The 17,358-nt window shown below is 63.2% G+C and carries 18 protein-coding genes; 7 read left to right on the top strand and 11 right to left on the bottom strand.

Annotation, left to right across the window (positions count from 1 at the left end):
- Positions 1-18: 18 nt before the first annotated feature.
- Together dnaB and ACFOLG_RS13490 are read right to left on the bottom strand one after the other, a co-directional pair.
- Entirely contained in the window at positions 19-1,422 is a 1,404-nt protein-coding gene (dnaB, locus tag ACFOLG_RS13495) for a replicative DNA helicase (RefSeq protein WP_386092705.1), read from the bottom strand.
- A gap of 75 nt (positions 1,423-1,497) precedes the next feature.
- The gene (locus tag ACFOLG_RS13490; protein WP_386092703.1) at positions 1,498-2,673 is read right to left on the bottom strand and encodes a BaiN/RdsA family NAD(P)/FAD-dependent oxidoreductase; all 1,176 of its coding nucleotides are present in this window, start codon (positions 2,671-2,673) and stop codon (positions 1,498-1,500) included.
- Between the two features lie 115 nt (positions 2,674-2,788).
- Between ACFOLG_RS13490 and ACFOLG_RS13485 the strand changes: the two genes are divergently transcribed.
- Positions 2,789-3,379 carry a superoxide dismutase gene (locus tag ACFOLG_RS13485; protein WP_386092701.1) on the top strand — a complete coding sequence of 197 codons (591 nt, stop codon included), beginning with the start codon at positions 2,789-2,791 and terminating at the stop codon, positions 3,377-3,379.
- Between the two features lie 44 nt (positions 3,380-3,423).
- Here the strand turns inward: ACFOLG_RS13485 and ACFOLG_RS13480 are convergent, their stop codons facing one another.
- From ACFOLG_RS13480 to tig, 6 genes are all read right to left on the bottom strand, one after another.
- On the bottom strand, positions 3,424-5,250 hold the full coding sequence (locus ACFOLG_RS13480) for a SurA N-terminal domain-containing protein (protein WP_386092699.1): 1,827 nt from the start codon (positions 5,248-5,250) through the stop codon (positions 3,424-3,426).
- Positions 5,251-5,390: 140 nt separating this feature from the next.
- A complete protein-coding gene (locus ACFOLG_RS13475; protein WP_386092697.1) occupies positions 5,391-5,660 on the bottom strand; it encodes an HU family DNA-binding protein in 270 nt (89 codons plus the stop codon).
- A gap of 174 nt (positions 5,661-5,834) precedes the next feature.
- Positions 5,835-8,249 (bottom strand): endopeptidase La, encoded by a 2,415-nt coding sequence (gene lon / locus ACFOLG_RS13470; protein WP_386092695.1) that lies wholly within the window; start codon positions 8,247-8,249, stop codon positions 5,835-5,837.
- Between the two features lie 137 nt (positions 8,250-8,386).
- The gene (clpX, locus tag ACFOLG_RS13465) at positions 8,387-9,670 is read right to left on the bottom strand and encodes an ATP-dependent Clp protease ATP-binding subunit ClpX (protein ID WP_386092693.1); all 1,284 of its coding nucleotides are present in this window, start codon (positions 9,668-9,670) and stop codon (positions 8,387-8,389) included.
- Positions 9,671-9,686: 16 nt separating this feature from the next.
- The gene (clpP, locus tag ACFOLG_RS13460) at positions 9,687-10,319 is read right to left on the bottom strand and encodes an ATP-dependent Clp endopeptidase proteolytic subunit ClpP (RefSeq protein ID WP_088967405.1); all 633 of its coding nucleotides are present in this window, start codon (positions 10,317-10,319) and stop codon (positions 9,687-9,689) included.
- Positions 10,320-10,343: 24 nt separating this feature from the next.
- Entirely contained in the window at positions 10,344-11,645 is a 1,302-nt protein-coding gene (gene tig, locus ACFOLG_RS13455; RefSeq protein ID WP_386092691.1) for a trigger factor, read from the bottom strand.
- Positions 11,646-12,048: 403 nt separating this feature from the next.
- Between tig and moaC the strand changes: the two genes are divergently transcribed.
- The 6 genes from moaC to ACFOLG_RS13425 all read left to right on the top strand — a co-directional run bounded on the left by moaC (position 12,049) and on the right by ACFOLG_RS13425 (position 16,043).
- Positions 12,049-12,543 carry a cyclic pyranopterin monophosphate synthase MoaC gene (moaC, locus tag ACFOLG_RS13450; RefSeq protein WP_386092689.1) on the top strand — a complete coding sequence of 165 codons (495 nt, stop codon included), beginning with the start codon at positions 12,049-12,051 and terminating at the stop codon, positions 12,541-12,543.
- A gap of 72 nt (positions 12,544-12,615) precedes the next feature.
- Complete coding sequence (locus tag ACFOLG_RS13445) at positions 12,616-13,368, top strand: TOBE domain-containing protein (protein ID WP_386092687.1); 753 nt, start codon at positions 12,616-12,618, stop codon at positions 13,366-13,368.
- 18 nt (positions 13,369-13,386) lie between these two features.
- On the top strand, positions 13,387-14,130 hold the full coding sequence (gene modA / locus ACFOLG_RS13440; protein ID WP_386092685.1) for a molybdate ABC transporter substrate-binding protein: 744 nt from the start codon (positions 13,387-13,389) through the stop codon (positions 14,128-14,130).
- The gene (locus tag ACFOLG_RS13435) at positions 14,127-14,531 is read left to right on the top strand and encodes a TOBE domain-containing protein (protein WP_386092683.1); all 405 of its coding nucleotides are present in this window, start codon (positions 14,127-14,129) and stop codon (positions 14,529-14,531) included. Before modA ends, ACFOLG_RS13435 begins: the two co-directional genes overlap by 4 nt.
- Complete coding sequence (gene modB, locus ACFOLG_RS13430; RefSeq protein WP_386092681.1) at positions 14,524-15,192, top strand: molybdate ABC transporter permease subunit; 669 nt, start codon at positions 14,524-14,526, stop codon at positions 15,190-15,192. Before ACFOLG_RS13435 ends, modB begins: the two co-directional genes overlap by 8 nt.
- Positions 15,189-16,043, top strand: coding sequence for an ATP-binding cassette domain-containing protein (locus ACFOLG_RS13425; protein WP_386092679.1), 855 nt, complete (start codon positions 15,189-15,191; stop codon positions 16,041-16,043). The genes modB and ACFOLG_RS13425 overlap by 4 nt, the downstream gene beginning before the upstream one ends.
- Before the next feature lie 79 nt (positions 16,044-16,122).
- Here the strand turns inward: ACFOLG_RS13425 and ACFOLG_RS13420 are convergent, their stop codons facing one another.
- From ACFOLG_RS13420 to ACFOLG_RS13410, 3 genes are all read right to left on the bottom strand, one after another.
- On the bottom strand, positions 16,123-16,734 hold the full coding sequence (locus ACFOLG_RS13420) for a 3'-5' exonuclease (protein WP_386092677.1): 612 nt from the start codon (positions 16,732-16,734) through the stop codon (positions 16,123-16,125).
- Positions 16,731-16,940: a hypothetical protein gene (locus ACFOLG_RS13415; protein WP_386092675.1), complete on the bottom strand. Its 210-nt coding sequence runs from the start codon at positions 16,938-16,940 to the stop codon at positions 16,731-16,733. The genes ACFOLG_RS13420 and ACFOLG_RS13415 overlap by 4 nt, the downstream gene beginning before the upstream one ends.
- Positions 16,941-17,019: 79 nt before the next feature.
- A complete protein-coding gene (locus ACFOLG_RS13410) occupies positions 17,020-17,358 on the bottom strand; it encodes a 2Fe-2S iron-sulfur cluster binding domain-containing protein (protein WP_386092674.1) in 339 nt (112 codons plus the stop codon).

Below are 17,358 nucleotides of genomic sequence, written 5' to 3'. Positions count from 1 at the left end.
ACGTTGGCCGCAGGCTCATTAACCGTCGGCGTCCGCCCAGCCGGCCACACCATGCACCGCGGCGTTGTCGAACTTGGCGTACATGCCGATGAAGGCCAGCCGCACCCGGCCCACCGGGCCGTTACGATGCTTGCCGATAATGGCTTCGGCCAGGCCCTTGTCCGGGGAATCCGGGTTGTAGTACTCGTCGCGGTACATAAAGATGATCAAATCCGCATCCTGCTCAAGGGCGCCGGATTCGCGCAGGTCGGACATCATCGGCCGCTTGTCGGTACGCTGCTCCACCGCGCGCGACAGCTGCGACAGCGCAATCACCGGCACCTGCAGCTCCTTGGCCAGGCCCTTGAGACCGCGCGAGATCTCGCCCAGTTCGGCGGTACGGTTGTCACCGCGCCCGGAGCCAGTCATCAGCTGCAGGTAGTCGATCACAATCAGGCCGAGCTTACCGCCGTGCTGGCGCGCCAGGCGGCGGGCACGGGCGCGCAGCTCCAGCGCGGTCAGGCCCGGGGTTTCGTCGATGTACATCGGCGCCTCGGACAGCTTGCCGATGGCGTAGGTCAGCTTCTGCCAATCCTCGTCGCCCAGCTTGCCGGTACGCAGCACGTGCTGATCCAGCCGGCCCACCGAGCCCAGCATCCGCATCACCAGCTGCGCGCCGCCCATTTCCATGGAGAACACCGCCACCGGCAGGTGCGCCTCCACCGCCACGTGCTCGGCGATGTTCATCGAGAACGCGGTCTTGCCCATCGACGGACGACCGGCAACGATGATCAGGTCACCCGGCTGCAGGCCGGAGGTCTTGGCATCCAGATCGTTGAAGCCGGTGGGAATGCCGGTCACTTCGTCCGGGTTCTCGCGGCTGTACAGCATGTCGATGCGCTCCACCACCTCCTTCAACAGCGCCGGCATTTCCAGGAAGCCCTGCTTGGATTTGGCGGTGGATTCGGCGATCTGGAACACCTTGCCCTCGGCATCGTCCAGCAGCTGCGCCGCGTCGCGACCCTGCGGGTTGTAGGCCGCCTCGGCGATTTCGGTGCCCACCTGCGCCAGCGCGCGCATGATGGAGCGCTCGCGCACGATCTCGGCATAGCGGCGGATGTTGGCCGCAGACGGCGTGTTCTGCGCCAGCGACGCCAGATAGGCGATGCCGCCGATGCTGGCCAGCTCGTTGCTCTTGTCCAGGCTTTCGGACACCGTCACCACGTCGGCCGGGCGCGCCATGTCCACCATGCGCGCCATGTGCTTGAAGATCAGGCGGTGGTCGTGACGGTAGAAGTCGCCGTCGGTCAGCAGGTCGGCGATTTTTTCCCACGAGCTGTTGTCCAGCAGCAGGCCGCCCAGTACCGATTGCTCAGCCTCGATGGAATGCGGCGGCGTGCGGATGGCACTGACGCTCGCGTCGTTGATGTCGAATTCGCTCATAACACCTGGCAGTCGGAAATCAGGACAGGGTTGGCCGCAGCCAACCCTGAAGGAAGAAACTGAAGAAGCATGATTCTAGCAGTTTTTGCCGGCGACAAAGCCGGAAGACCACGCCCACTGGAAGTTGTAGCCGCCCAGCCAGCCGGTGATGTCCACCACCTCGCCGATGAAATACAACCCCGGCACCTCGTTGGCCATCATGGTCTTGGACGACAGCGCCTTGGTAGACACGCCGCCGCGCGTCACCTCGGCCTTCTTGTAGCCCTGGGTGCCGTTGGGCAGCACGCGCCAGTTGTGCAGCGTTTCGGCCAGCTGGCGCCGCTTCTTGGCCGCCAGATCCTTGCCGCGCACATTCGCCCCCTGCGCCGCCAGCCAGGCCTCGGCAAAGCGCTTGGGCCAGCCCAGCTCGCCCATGGCATTGGCCAGCAGCTGCTCGCTGCCGGCACGCGCCTCCAGCCAGGCCTCGGCGTCGATATCCGGCAGCAGGTCGATGACGATCTCCTGCCCCGGCTGCCAGTAGCTGGAAATCTGCAGGATGGCCGGCCCGGACAGGCCCTTGTGGGTGAACAGCACATTCTCGCGGAAGCGCACCTTGCCCACCCGCACTTCCACGTCCAGCGACACCCCGGCCAACGGCGCAAAGCGCTCGGCGTCCTCGACGTGAAAGGTCAGCGGCACCAGCGCCGGCGCGCGGGCGGTCAGCGCCACACCGAATTGTTCGGCGATCTGGTAGCCCAGCGGTGTGGCGCCGATCTGCGGAATCGACAGCCCGCCGGTAGCCACCACCAGCGACGGCGCCCGGAATTCGCCCTGCGCGGTACGCACTGTGAACAGCCCGTCCGCGCTGCGGCCAACTTCCTGCACCGCCGTCTCCATGCGCCGGTCGACGTTGGCCGCACGGCATTCGTTATCCAGCATGTCGATGATCTGCTGGCTGCTATCATCACAGAACAGCTGCCCCAGCTTCTTCTCGTGGTAGGCGATGCCGTAGCGCTCCACCATGGCGATGAAGTCGCGCGGCGTGTACTGCGCCAGCGCCGAGCGGCAGAAGTTCGGGTTGTCCGACAGGTAGCAGTCGTGCCGCGCCTGCAGATTGGTGAAGTTGCACCGCCCACCACCGGAAATGCGAATCTTTTCCGCCAGCCTGGCGGCGTGATCCAGCAGCAGCACCCGCCTGCCGCGCTGGCCGGCGGAGGCTGCACACATCATGCCGGCAGCCCCGGCGCCCAGTACGATGACATCGAATTGCACAACGCGAACCTTTAGTCTAGTGATTTAGTCAACAATTGGCGCCTTCGCCCAATTACAGTAAACTTCAACGGCCTAACAGCGCATGCTGTTTTACTTCTCACCCCTGGAGAGCACGATGGAACACAAACTGCCCGAACTCCCGTACGCCCTGGATGCCCTGGCGCCGATCATTTCCAAGGAAACCCTGGAATTCCACTACGGCAAGCATCATCAGACCTACGTTACCAACCTGAACAACCTGATCAAGGGTACCGAGTTCGAAAACGCCTCCCTGGAAGAGATCGTGAAAAAATCTTCCGGCGGCATCTTCAACAACGCCGCCCAGGTGTGGAACCACACCTTCTACTGGTTCGGCCTGGCCCCGAACGCCGCTGGCGAAGAGCGCAAGCCGGCCGGCGCGCTGGCTGACGCCATCAACGCCAAGTGGGGCTCGTTCGACGAGTTCAAGAAAGCCTTCGCTGCCTGTGCCGTTGGCACCTTCGGCTCCGGTTGGGCCTGGCTGGTGAAAGGCGCCGATGGCAGCCTGGAACTGGTGTCCACCAGCAACGCCGCCACCCCGCTGACCACCGACAAGAAAGCGCTGCTGACTTGCGACGTGTGGGAACACGCCTACTACATCGACTACCGCAACAGCCGTCCGAACTACATGGAAGGCTTCTGGAAGCTGGTGAACTGGGACTTCGTGGCCCAGAACTTTGCCGCCTGACCCTTCCGGCACGCAATAAAAAAGGCCCCGCAAGGGGCCTTTTTTCATTCAGCCGGCGTCTGGTTGATCAGCACCTTGTGCTTCTGGCGCAGTTGCTCCAGGTACGCGGCCAACATATTGTTGGCAGACAGCTCGGACAGCAGTCCGCCCAGCTGGTTCGCCTCCTCCGGGCTCAGTGCCTGCGCTGCCTGCACCTTGTCCACCCGATAGATGACAAACTCGCCGCTATCGCGCTTCAGACCGGCAAAGCCCGGCAGTTGCTTGCCCGCTACGGCAAAGATGGCGCGCACATCGCCCGGCGGCACCTGCCCCGGCGCCCGGCGCGACAGCGACTGGCTACCGCCCCAGGCCTGCGCCTCGACACCCTTGCCGGCCTTCAGTTCGGCCAGCAACGCTTGACCACGCTGTGCGGCCAACTTGCCGCCTTCACGCGCCAGCAACTCGGCCTTCACCTGCTCCAGCACCTCGGCCAGCGGCTTCTGCCGCGCCGGTTGGTGCTCGGCCACGCGTACCACGGCCAGCGTGTTGTTACCCAGATCCACCGGCTCGCTATTGTGCTTGCCCTTCAGCACGTCATCGCCGAATGCCGCATCCAGCAGCTTGCGACTGCCCAAGACCGCATCGCCAGCCTTGCCGCTGCGCGGCAGCGCCTCGCTGTGCTGCACGGTCAGTCCCAGCGCTTCCAGCCCTTTCAGCGAATCACCCTGCTGGTAGGCAATCTCCGCCAGCTTCTCGGCGCTGCTGCGGAATTGCGCCGCGGCCTTCTGCTGCTGCAGCTTGGCGATCACCGCCGCCTTCTGTGCTTCGAAATCGACAGCCTTGATGTCGTTGAGCTTGAGGATGTGGTAGCCGAACTCGGTTTCCACCACCTCGCTGATCTGGCCTTTCTGCATGCGGAAGGCCACGTCCTCGAACGGCTTGGTCATGGTGCCGTGGCCGAACATGCCCAGATCGCCACCGTTGGCCGCAGAGCCCGGGTCCTGCGACTTGGCCTTGGCAACCTCGGCAAACTGCGCCGGATTGGCGCGCAGCTGCTTGAGAATCGCTTCCGCCTCGGCCTTGATCTTGGCCTTTTCCGCGGCGGCGGCACCCTTGTTTACCGTGAGCAGAATATGGGACACATCACGCTGCTCGCCGCCGAATTCGGCGCTGTTCTTGTCGAAGTAGGCCTTGGCATCGGCATCGCTGACCTGCACCGCCTGCGCCAGTTGCGCCTGCGACAGCAGCACGTAATCCAGCTTCACCGTTTCCTCAGCCTTGAAGCGTTTGAGGTTGGCCTCGTAGTAGGCCTTGAGCATGGCATCGTCCAGCTTCACACTGGCAGCGAACTGTTCCGGCTTCAGCACCAGCGCACGCACATCGCGCGCCTCGGTCATCATCGCCGCCATGCGCGTCTGCAGGGTACGGGAGACAAACTGGCCATTCAGGAACGGCGCCACCTGCGCCTGCAACAACAGGTCGCGGCTTACCTGCGCTTCGAAGGTGGCGGCATTCATATTGCGCGCCGCCAGAAACTCCTGATAGCGGGCCGGGCTGAACTTGCCGTTATCCTGGAAGCCGGGCACACCGGCGATTACCGCACGCAACTGCGCCGGCGATACCGCCAGGTGCGAGCTACGCGCCTCAGCCAGCAGCATTTCCTGGCGAATCAGGTTTTCCAGTACCGCTTGGCGCGATGCAGCATTGGCCGGCTGATCCTGCATCTGGCGCTCGACATCACGCTTGTAAATCTTGGCATCCCCAACCTTGGCCAGGTATGGATCATCAACCGCAGCAGTGTAGCTGCCCACGCCAAAGCCGACGAAAGTCAGGGCGACCGCCCCCAGGATGATCTTGATGGCAGTGTTGTTGTTATGGACGAAATCAAACATGGCGTATGGGGTCTTACAAAAGAACAAGGTGAACGGCGGGCCGTTCACCTTGTATGTTATCTGATGGAGCCTCGTGACCAGCAAGCCCCGGCCAGACTGTCAAACGGCAGCGCCGTCCGAGCGGTTACCGGGTCAGGCAATTACAGCGCGTCTTTCAGCGCTTTGCCGGCGCGGAATTTCGGAGACTTGGCAGCAGCAATGGTGATGGTCTCGCCGGTCTTCGGGTTACGGCCGCTACGTTCGGCGCGTTCGCCAACGTAGAAAGTACCGAAGCCCACTACGGTCACGGTGTCGCCAGTTTTCAGGGCGTCAGCAACGGCATCGATCATGCCGTCCAGTGCCTTGCCGGCAGCTGCTTTGGAAATGTCTGCCTTGGCGGCGATCGCGTCAATCAGTTCAGACTTGTTCACGTAAAGTCCCCTTTCGTCGTTCTCGGTGTACGGAGTACTGAATAAAACCGCTAGCTTTATAGCAAGGCCAAAATCCTTGTGTCAAGCGGCTTCCAGCGGGGTATTGGTAAGATTCCAGTCCCTCTGGAAGCCGATGCTAGCGCGCTTTTTCAAGCAAATCAAAACAATGCGTCATTAATGCGTCATTTGCACCGGCGCTGTCGCGGGATCACCAACAGGCGCAGCAATGGCGGCCATTTCAGCCGGCAAAGGCTCCGGCTGACGCTCCAGCGCCAATGCCAAAACTTCATCAATCCACTTCACCGGCAAAATTTCCAGCTTGTTCTTGATGTTGGCCGGAATTTCCGCCAGATCCTTCACATTACCCTTGGGAATCAACGCACGTTTAATGCCGCCGCGCTGCGCCGCCAGCAGCTTCTCTTTCAGACCGCCGATCGGCAGCACTTCGCCGCGCAGAGTGATTTCGCCGGTCATGGCTACGTCGGCCCGCACCGGGTTGCCGGTCAACACCGAAACCAGCGCCGTGGTCATGGCAATACCGGCAGATGGCCCGTCCTTGGGCGTGGCGCCCTCCGGCACGTGGATGTGCATATCGTGCTTCTCGTAGAAGTCCGGCTTGATGCCAAGCTGGCTGGCACGGCTGCGCACCACGCTCATGGCGGCGGTAATCGACTCCTGCATCACCTCGCCCAGCTGACCGGTGCGGATGATATTCCCCTTGCCGGGCAACGCCACCGCCTCGATGGTGAGCAATTCGCCGCCCACCTCGGTCCAGGCCAGGCCAGTCACCTGGCCGATGCGGTTTTCTTCTTCCGCCAGGCCGAAGTCGAAGCGATGCACGCCCAGGTATTTTTCCAGGTTCTTGGCATTCACCAGCGTCTTGCTGGTGCCGGCAGTCTTTTTCTTCGACTGCACGGTCACCACCTTGCGGCAGATCTTGGCAATCTCGCGATCCAGGCTGCGCACCCCCGCCTCACGGGTGTAGTAGCGCACGATGTCACGCAGCGCCGACTCGTGAATCTGCAGCTCGCCCTCATTCACACCATTGGCCTTGATCTGCTTGGGCACCAGGTATTTGACGGCGATATTGACCTTTTCGTCCTCGGTATAACCGGACAGCCGGATGATCTCCATACGGTCCAGCAGTGCGGGCGGGATATTCAGCGAGTTGGCGGTGGCCACGAACATCACGTCGGACAGATCGAAATCCACCTCGGCGTAGTGATCGACAAAGGCATGGTTCTGCTCCGGGTCCAGCACCTCCAGCAGCGCCGAGGACGGATCGCCACGGAAGTCGGCCCCCATCTTGTCCACCTCGTCCAGCAGGAACAGCGGGTTTTTCACCCCGGCCTTGCTCATGTTCTGCAGCACCTTGCCCGGCATGGAGCCGATATAGGTGCGACGATGGCCGCGGATCTCGGATTCGTCACGCACCCCGCCCAGCGCCATGCGCACGAACTTGCGGTTGGTGGCGCGGGCAATCGACTGCCCCAACGAGGTCTTACCCACCCCCGGCGGCCCGACCAGGCACAGGATCGGCGCCTTCAGGCGGTCAACGCGCTGCTGCACCGCGAGATACTCGAGAATGCGCTCCTTGACCTTCTCCAGGCCAAAGTGATCTTCGTCCAACACTTCCTCGGCGACATCGATATCCTTGCTGATCTTGGTCTTTTTCTTCCACGGCAGATCAGTCAGTGTTTCGATGTAATTGCGCACCACCGTGGCCTCGGCCGACATCGGCGACATCATGCGCAGCTTCTTCAGCTCGGCCACGGCCTTGTCCCTGCCTTCCTTGGACATGCCGGCCAGCTTGATCTTTTTCTCCAGCTCATCGAAGTCGTTGCCTTCTTCGCCTTCGCCCAGCTCTTTCTGGATCGCCTTTACCTGCTCGTTCAGGTAGTACTCGCGCTGGCTCTTTTCCATCTGGCGCTTGACGCGGCCACGGATGCGCTTTTCCACCTGCAAGATGTCGATCTCGGTTTCCATCAGCGACAGCAGATACTCGATACGTTCCTTGATATCGAACATCTCCAGCACCTGCTGCTTGCTCTCCAGCTTCAGCGGCAGATGCACCACCACCGAGTCGGCCAGGCGACCTGCCTTGTCGATACCGGCCAGCGAGGACAGTACCTCGCTCGGAATCTTTTTGTTCAGCTTCACGAACTGCTCGAACTGGGCGAGCAGTGCGCGGCGCAGTGCCTCGACTTCGCGGGTATCTTCGGCATCCGGCGCCAACGGATCCACCACGGCAGCGAAATAGTCGCCGTGGTCGTCCACCTTGCTGACGCGGGCACGCTGGCGCCCTTCCACCAGCACTTTTACCGTGCCGTCCGGCAATTTGAGCATCTGCAGAATGCTGGCGACGGTGCCGATGTCGTGCAGATCATCGACTGCCGGCTCGTCTTTTTCGGCCGAACGCTGCGCCACCAGCAGAATCTGCTTGTCTTCGTCCATGGCCAGCTCCAGCGCCTTGATGGACTTGGCGCGGCCAACGAACAGTGGGATTACCATGTGCGGGAAAACAACCACATCGCGCAACGGCAGCAGCGGCAGTGTGGTCTGGTCTTTTAATTCGGCGGGTTGTGGCATATCACCTAACCTTGCTCTTTGGGATTTCTGTTAACAGGACAAATTAGGGCAACTCTGTCCTTATCAAGCATGCTAAAGCACATCCACGGGGCTGGGAATAAAAAAACCGCCCTTGCGGGCGGCTTGTCTTGGCGGCATCAGGCTGACTGCGCCGCATCCGGCAACTGGTCGCCGCCCTGGTAGATGAAGGTAGGCTTGTCGCCCTTTTCGATAACCTTCTCATCCACAACGACTTTGCACACATCCTCCAGCGACGGCAGCTCGTACATGGTATCGAGCAGCGCACGTTCGAGGATGGAGCGCAGACCACGGGCACCGGTCTTGCGGATCAGCGCCTGCTTGGCGATCACGCGCAATGCCGACGGCAACACGTCCAACTCCACGTTCTCCAGCGCGAACAGTCGCTGATACTGCTTGATCAGCGCGTTCTTCGGCTGGGTCAGAATGCTGACCAGCGCTTCTTCATCCAGCTCTTCCAGCGTGGTCACCACTGGCAGACGGCCGATCAGTTCCGGGATCAAGCCGAACTTGATCAGGTCTTCCGGCTCCACCTCGCTGAACAGCGTGGTAATGGACTTGCCATCTTCCTTGGAGCTGATGCTGGCGCCAAAACCGATCCCGCCCTTTTCCGAGCGGCGGCGGATGATCTTCTCCAGACCATCGAACGCCCCGCCACAAATGAACAGGATGTTAGTGGTGTCGACCTGGATGAACTCCTGGTTCGGGTGCTTGCGGCCACCTTGCGGCGGCACCGAGGCCACCGTACCTTCGATCAGCTTCAGCAGTGCCTGCTGCACGCCTTCGCCGGATACGTCGCGGGTAATGGACGGGTTTTCCGACTTGCGCGAAATCTTGTCGATTTCATCGAGGTAGACAATGCCACGCTGGGCCTTCTCCACATCGTAATCGCACTTCTGCAGCAGTTTCTGGATGATGTGCTCGACATCCTCACCCACATAACCGGCTTCGGTCAGCGTGGTGGCATCGGCAATCACGAACGGCACGTCCAGCAGTTTGGCCAGCGTCTGCGCCAGCAGCGTCTTGCCGGAGCCGGTCGGGCCGATCAGCAGGATGTTGCTCTTGGACAGCTCGACATCGTCCTTGCTGCTCGGGGTGTACAGCCGTTTGTAGTGGTTGTACACCGCCACCGCCAACGCCTTCTTGGCATGCTCCTGGCCAATGATGTGCTGGTCCAGCGAGGTGCGGATTTCCTGCGGCGTCGGCAGCGGCGGCACGGCGGACGCATCGTCACTACCACCCACCTTGGCCTCCACCTCCTCGCGGATGATGTCACCACACAGGTCGACACACTCGTTGCAGATGTAAACCTGCGGGCCTGCAATCAGGCGCTGCACTTCATGCTGGCTCTTGCCGCAAAAAGAGCAGTACAGCAGTTTTTCGTTACCGCCTTTTTCTGCCATCTGATCGACGTCCTAATTAAGCCGCCACGTCGGCGCGCGAGCTCAGCACCTTGTCGATGAGGCCGTAAACACGGGCATCTTCGGCAGACATGAAGTTATCGCGCTCGGTGTCGGCTTGTACTTGTTCCACGCTCTGGCCAGCATGCTTGGCCAGCAGCTCGTTCATCTGCGCCTTGGTTTTCACCAGTTCGCGGGCATGAATCTCGATATCGGTAACCTGGCCGGTCAGACCACCACCGTACAACAACGGCTGGTGGATCATCACGCGGCTATGCGGCAGCGCAAAGCGCTTGCCATTGGCACCGGCAGACAGCAGGAACGCGCCCATGCTGGCCGCCTGGCCAATGCAGAGGGTCGATACGTCCGGCTTGATGAAATTCATCGTGTCGTAGATCGACATGCCGGCCGTAATCGAGCCGCCCGGAGAGTTGATGTACAGATAGATGTCCTTGTCCGGGTTTTCCGACTCCAGGAACAACAGCTGTGCCACCACCAGATTGGCCGACTCGTCGGTAACCGGACCGACCAGGAACACAATGCGTTCCTTCAACAGGCGAGAGAAGATGTCGTAGGCGCGCTCGCCACGACCACTCTGCTCTACCACCATAGGCACCAGGCCCAGACCTTGCGGTTCAATCATCGATTTCATCGACCTCTCCGGATTGTTTGACAATTAGGCGTTCTGGCCCATCAGGGTTTCGAAGGAAACTTCCTTCTCCACTACATTGGCCTGACCCAGTACAAATTCAACCACATTGTCTTCCAGCACCATGGTAGTCGGGCCTTCCAGACGTTCCTGGCTGGCGTAGTACCACTGGATCACTTCTTCCGGCTGTTCGTAGCTTTCGGCGAACTCTTCCACCAGCGCCTTGATCTGTTCCGGCTTGGCTTCCAGCTTGTTGGCGGCAACCACTTCGGACAGGATCAGGCCCAGTGCCACGCGGCGCTCGGCTTGCTGGGTGAACAGATCGGCCGGCAGTGGCATGTCTTTCATCTGCATGCCACGCTGTGCCAGATCCTGGCGCGCCTGGTCCATCAGGCGGCCAACTTCCAGGTCCACCAGCGCCTTCGGCAGATCGATCGGGGTTACGTCGATCAGCGCCTGCATCACGTTTTCCTTGATCTTGGCAGTCAGGCGGCGCTTCACTTCGCGCTCCACGTTCTTGCGGATCTCGGCACGCATTTTTTCCACGTCGCCATCGGCAACGCCCAGTTGCTTGGCGAACTCTTCGTTCACTTCCGGCAGTTGCGCTTCGGCCACGTTCTTCACCAGGATTTCGAACACGGCAGTTTTGCCGGCCACGTCCTTGCCATGGTAGTCAGCCGGGAAGTTCACTTCCACGCTCTTGATGTCGCCTTCCTTCATGCCGATGATGCCGGCTTCGAATTCCGGCAGCATCTGGCCCTGGCCCAGCATGAACGGGAAATTCTCGGAAGAACCGCCTTCGAAGGCCACGCCGTCAACGGCGCCCTTGAAGTCGATGATCACGCGGTCGCCATCGGCAGCAGCGCGTTCAACGCGGTTGAAACGGGTGCGCTGCTTGCGCAGGATGTCGACAGTCTTGTCGATCTCGGCGTCGGTCACCGGGGTAGCCGGCTTCTCGATTTCCTTGCCGGCCAGTTCGCCGACTTTTACGTCCGGGAACACTTCGAAAGCGGCCGCGAACTTGAAGCTTTCGGCATCGCCTTGCGCCGGTTCAAAACGCGGGTAGCCGGCAACACGCAGTTTCTGCTCGGCGGCGGCCTTGTAGAAAGCCTGCTGCACCTGCTCGCCCAGCACTTCTTCGCGCACTTGTGCGCCGTAGTTCATTTCAACGATCTTGGCCGGAGCCTTGCCCGGGCGGAAACCCTGAATTTTTGCGGAACGAGCCACGCGCTTCAGGCGCTCGGCTACTTGTGCGTCGATGGCAGCCAGCGGCAGGGCGATGCTCATGCGACGCTCGAGGCCGCTCAACGTTTCCAGTTGTACTTGCATTTCCAATCCTTAGATTTAAAAGGGTGTGGGGTTGAAGCCAGAAGCGGGAAAGTCCGAGGCCTAGCGTAGTGCTGGAGGAACCTTGCAGATGATGCTTTCCTGCGCCATGAAATCAGAACTTAAACCAGTGCGCCCACCCGCGGCGCGGGCAAGCCTAGCAGGCTAAAGCAAAGGGCGAGTATAGCATGCAGTGTCAAATTGAACAGCGCACCCGCCCGCGCGGCAGCGCTGGCCGGCACGCCGCTCGCTGCCGCCGGAACGCAAACGGCATCGAGATGACAAAATCCGACGCGCAATCAAGCCACTGCGACAGCATGCGGCCAACTACGCCTTCCGGCTGATTGTTAACCGCGTCGGCACGCGCTAAGGTGGCAGTACTTTTCGTTCCACCGGCAGCTACCGCATGACTCGCCTCACCCACTTTGACGACGCCGGCCAGGCCCACATGGTCGATGTCGGCGCCAAGAGCGAAACCCGCCGCGTTGCCCGCGCCGGCGGCTACATCGACATGGCGCCCGCGACCTTTGCCCTGCTGCAAGCCGGCAACAACAAAAAGGGCGACGTAGTCGGTATCGCGCGCCTGGCCGCCATTCAGGGCACCAAGCGCACCGCCGACCTGATCCCGCTGTGCCACCCACTGGCACTAACCCGCGTGGCGGTGGAATTCAGCGCCGATGCGGCGACCCACCGCCTGTATATCGAGGTGACCACTGAGACCGTTGGCCGCACCGGCGTGGAAATGGAAGCACTCAGCGGCGTGATGGCCGGCCTGCTGACGGTGTACGACATGCTGAAGGCAGTGGACAAAGGCATGACCATCGCCGGCGTGCAGCTACTGGAAAAACAGGGCGGCAAGAGCGGCCACTGGCTGGCCAGCGCGCCGGAACACAAAGACTGAGCCGCAATGGCCGTGCCATGCGGCCGTTTTTTGTCGCACCGTTAACCCATTTTTGAATAGCGAAGAATAGCGATGAACGATCCCTGGCAACTGTTTGCCGGCCGCGGCGCCAGCCAGCGCCTGCAGCTGCTGCGCGCCATTGCCCAGCACGGCTCGATCAGCGCCGCGGCCCGCGCCTGCAAGCTGAGCTACAAGGCCGCCTGGCAGCAGATAGACAACATGAACCAGCAGAGCGCCGCGCCGCTGGTGGCCCGCGCCACCGGCGGCCGCGGCGGCGGCGGCACTCGCCTCACCGAGCTGGGCGAGCAGCTGCTGCACGCCTGGGACAACGCCGGCAGCGCGCTACAGAGTGCCGACGCCCAGCCGGCGGCGCTCACCGAGCTGTCCCGCCTGCCGCTGCGCACCTCGGCGCGCAACCAGCTGGCCGGCACCATCACCCACATCGAACACGGCGCCGTCAACGACACCCTGCAGCTGCGACTGACCGGCGGCCAACCCCTCACCGCCCAGGTGACGCGCAACAGCAGCACAGAACTCGGCCTGGTGCCCGGCAAGCTGGCAGTGGCGCTGATCAAGGCATCGTGGGTGGCACTGGCCACCCCGGACGCCGCCAGCCGCATCGCCATTGCCAACCGGCTAGAAGGCAGCATCAGCCGGCTGACCCCGGGCGCCGTCAACAGCGAGGTGCTGGTGCAACTGCACGGTGGCGGCATGCTGTGCGCCATTGCCGACAACGACAGCCTCGCCAGCCTGCAACTACAAACCGGCAGCGCCGTCACCGCGCTGTTTTCCGCCCAGAACGTGATTCTGGGCATTCTTGATTGACACAGGAGTCATCACCTCATGCGTTACCCTGCCCTTACCCTGCTCGCCGCCGTGTTTTGCGCCCCCGCCTTTGCCGGCCCGGTCAAGGTAGCCGTTGCGGCCAACGTGCAGTACGCCTTTGCCGACATCGCCACCGCCTTCACCCGCGACACCGGCGTGGCGGTGGAGCCGTCCTACGCCTCCTCCGGCAAGATTGCCACCCAGGTACTGGCCGGCGCGCCGTTCGAGCTGTTCCTGTCCGCCGACGACGAAACGCCGCGCAAGCTGGCCGCCGCCAGCCAGACCGTGCAACCGCCCAAGACCTACGCGCTGGGTGCGCTGGTGCTGTGGTCCACCGACAACTCCTTTGATGGCAAGCAGTGGCAGAACTGGCTGAAGGCCGCCAGCGGCAAGGTGGCGATCGCCAACCCGCAGACCGCACCCTACGGCGCCGAGGCACTGCGCGTGCTGGACTACTACAAGCTGGCCGACAGCGTGAAGCCGCGCCTGGTGCAGGGTGACAACATCGCCCAGGCCGCGCAGTTCGTGGATAGCGGCGCGGCTCAGGCCGGCTTCGTGGCCAAGGCGCTGGTGCTGGCACCGCAGATGCAGGGCAAGGGCCGCTGGGTGGATGTGCCGGAACAGAGCCACCAGCCCATCGTGCAGGACATGGCGCTGCTGAAACCGGCTGCGGCCAACCCGGATGCGCGCAAACTGTTCGACTACCTCAGCTCGCCGGCCGCACGCGCCATCCTGCAGCGCTACGGCTACCGCCTGCCATGAACCGTCTGCCCGGCTTCGTTACCGGCGTGCATAGCGCCGACGGCATCCACCTGCTGCAGGTCAGCGTCGGCGAGCACCACTGCACCACGCTGACGCTGGGCGATGCCGCACCGGCCGGCGTCGGCCAGCAGGTGGTGCTGGGCTTTCGCGAGCTGGATGTGGCACTGGCCTGCGACTTCGTCGGCGACATCAGCATCCGCAACATCCTGCCCTGCCGCGTGACCGAGGTGACGCTGGGCGCGCTGCTGGCCCGGGTGGCGCTGCGCTGCGGCCAGTTGCGCTTTCACGCACTGATCACTCGCCAGTCGGCGCTGCGCCTGCAGCTGGCACCGGACATGGCGGTGAGCGCGCTGATCAAGTCGCACGCCATGCTGCTACTGCAAGGAGGCGCCGATGATTGATCTGCAACCGCTGTGGCTCACCGCGCGGCTGGCGGCCACCACCACCGCCATCCTGCTGCTGCTCGGCGTGCCGCTGGCCGGCTGGCTGGCGCACAGCCGCCGCTGGTACAAACCGCTGCTGGAGACCCTGGTGGCCATGCCGCTGGTACTGCCGCCGTCGGTGCTGGGTTTCTACCTGCTGCTGGCCTTCGCCCCGACCGGCCCGCTGGGGCAATGGCTGCAGCGCTTCGACATCCGGCTGCTGTTTTCCTTTTCCGGCCTGGTGGTCGGCTCGGTGCTGTTCAGCCTGCCGTTCATGGTGCAGCCGGTGGCCGCAGCACTGTCCAGCCTGCCGGACAGCCTGCGCGAAGCCGCCTACACCCTGGGCAAATCGCGGCTGCATACCTTTGTGCGGGTGGAGCTGCCGTGCATCCGGCCGGCGCTGGTGGCCGGCATGGTGATGAGCTTTGCCCACACCGTGGGCGAATTCGGCCTGGTGTTGATGTTGGGCGGCAACATCCCCGGCGTCAGCCGCGTGGCGTCCATCGCCATCTACAACGAGGTGGAGGCACTGAATTACGCCACTGCCCATGTCTACGCTGCCGTGCTGTGCAGTTTCTCCTTCCTGGTGGTGCTGGCGGTGAACCTGCTGCGCCGCCACGGCGAAAGGTTGGCCGCATGATCCGCTTCCAGCTGCAAAAACGACTGTCGCCACAGATGGCGCTGGACGTGGCCGCTACCCTGCCTGCCGGGCGGATCACCGCCATCACCGGCGATTCCGGCGCCGGCAAGACCACGCTGCTGCGCCTGCTGGCCGGCCTGACCGATGCCGACAGCGGCAGCCTGCAGGTGGCGGGAGAGTGCTGGATCAACGGCAGGCACAGCCTGCCGCCGCAGCAACGCCACGTCGGCATGGTGTTTCAGGATTACGCGCTGTTTCCGCACCTGGACGTGCGCGGCAATATCGCCTTCGGCGCCGCGGCGGGCGATGCCGCGCTGGTGGAGGAACTGCTGACACTGACCGGCCTCGCGCCGCATGCCGCCCAGCGCCCGGCACAGCTGTCCGGCGGCCAGCGCCAGCGGGTGGCACTGGCGCGCGCACTGGCGCGCCGCCCGCGGCTGTTGCTGCTGGACGAGCCGCTGTCGGCACTGGACCCGGCGCTGCGCAGCCGGCTGCAGGACGAGCTGCTGCAACTGCAGCAGCGCTTTGCCGTCACCACCCTGCTGGTGAGCCACGACATTCCGGAAGTGTTCAAGCTGGCCAGCCAGGTGTTGCAGCTGTCGCAGGGCCGCATCGTGCGCCAGGGCAGCCCGGCCGAGGTGTATCTGCAAGGCAATGCCGCCGACCGGCTGCGGCTCAATGCCACCGTGCTGGCCATCCAGCCGGCCGACCTGCTGTGGCGAGTAACGGTGCAAAGCGGCGGCAGCATGGTGGACATCCTGCTGGATGCCGAGGAAGTGGCCGGGCTGCGGGTGGGCAGCCAGCTGCCGCTGCTGGCCGGCACCCTGTGCCCGCTGCCGCAACCGGGCTAAGGCCACGCCAGCAACAAAAAACCCTGCCGTCTGGCAGGGTCAGTGGGCGGCCCGAAGCCGCCGGCCACGGCGCCGACCCTCAGGCCGGCAGCTCGCGCAGGTATTGCGCCACCTTGGCGGCCGGCACTTTCTGCAGCTTGCACAACAAACCGTGATCAACGGCGCCACGGCCATGCCGTTGCCGCAGGGTGACGCCCAGATGCAGCAGCAGGTTGGCCGCCATTTCGGCATCGGCCAGTGCGCGGTGGGCGCGACCGGTGGCCGGCAGCCCTGCCCAGCGAGTGAGCGTGCCCAGCTTGTGGTCCGGCGCCTGCGGTAGCAGCCGGCGCGACAGCAGCAGCGTACAGGCGAAGGCCTGCGGCCGGCTGCGGCCCAACTGCGCTAGCTCGTAATCCCAGAACTTGCTGTCGAAGCTGGCGTTGTGCGCCACCAGCGGCGTGCTGCCGACAAAATCTGCCGCCTCGCGCATCACCTGCGCTACCGGCGGCGCGCTGCGCAGCATGGCATTGGAAATGCCGGTGAGCTGTTCGATCATCGCCGGCACGCGCACGCCGGCGTTCATCAGGCTCTGGTAACGATCGACAATCTGCCCATCCTCCAGCAGCACGATGCCGATCTCGGTGGCGCGGCAACCTGGCCCCGGCGTGATGCCGGTGGTCTCGAAGTCGATGACCGCCAGGCGCTGCTTCATGCCAGCGCCTGTTTGGCCGCCTCTGCCGGGCTCAGGCCGTCGTAGAACATGTCGGTATACCACTCGGCCTGTTCTTCGATGTGGTCCTGCGCCTCTTCCGGGGTGGCGCCAGCGGCCACCAGGTGGGTTTCCACCTCCATGCACCAGGCCAGCAGCGCCAGGGTTTCGTCGTCGAGTTCGTCGTCGTGCTTCTGCTTTTTGGACATGGTTTTTCCTTGCGGATCAATACAATAAAAGAGCCGCGCATTGTACGCGGCCCCGCGGTTTGTGCAAGCGCCTCGCCGACTAATTATCGTCCGGCAGCAGCACTTGCCAATCCATTTCTTCCAGTGGCAGGTGACAGGCCAGCCGCGGCGTGGCCTCGGTATCCGGCCAGCTGTCGCGCGCCGCCAGCGCGGCATCGACCAACCCGGCGCGCAGCAACACGTTGCGCTCCTTGCGGCCAACCATTACCTCGCGCGGCTGTGCCGTGTGGCGGATGTGCACCGCGCAGGTGCCGCAGGTACCCTGGCCGCAGCGCCAGTGCAGCGGCACATCGTGAAAACGGGCGACATCCAGCAGCATGTCGCCAGGCTGGGCGTCGTCGATCTGCGCCAGCAACACGCCGCCACGCCAGAAGCTCAA

This window comes from Vogesella facilis (genome assembly GCF_042648525.1).
GTDB lineage: Bacteria > Pseudomonadota > Gammaproteobacteria > Burkholderiales > Chromobacteriaceae > Vogesella > Vogesella facilis.
Note: the sequence above shows the minus strand (reverse complement) of the source record. Positions and strands in the feature narration are given on the sequence as shown.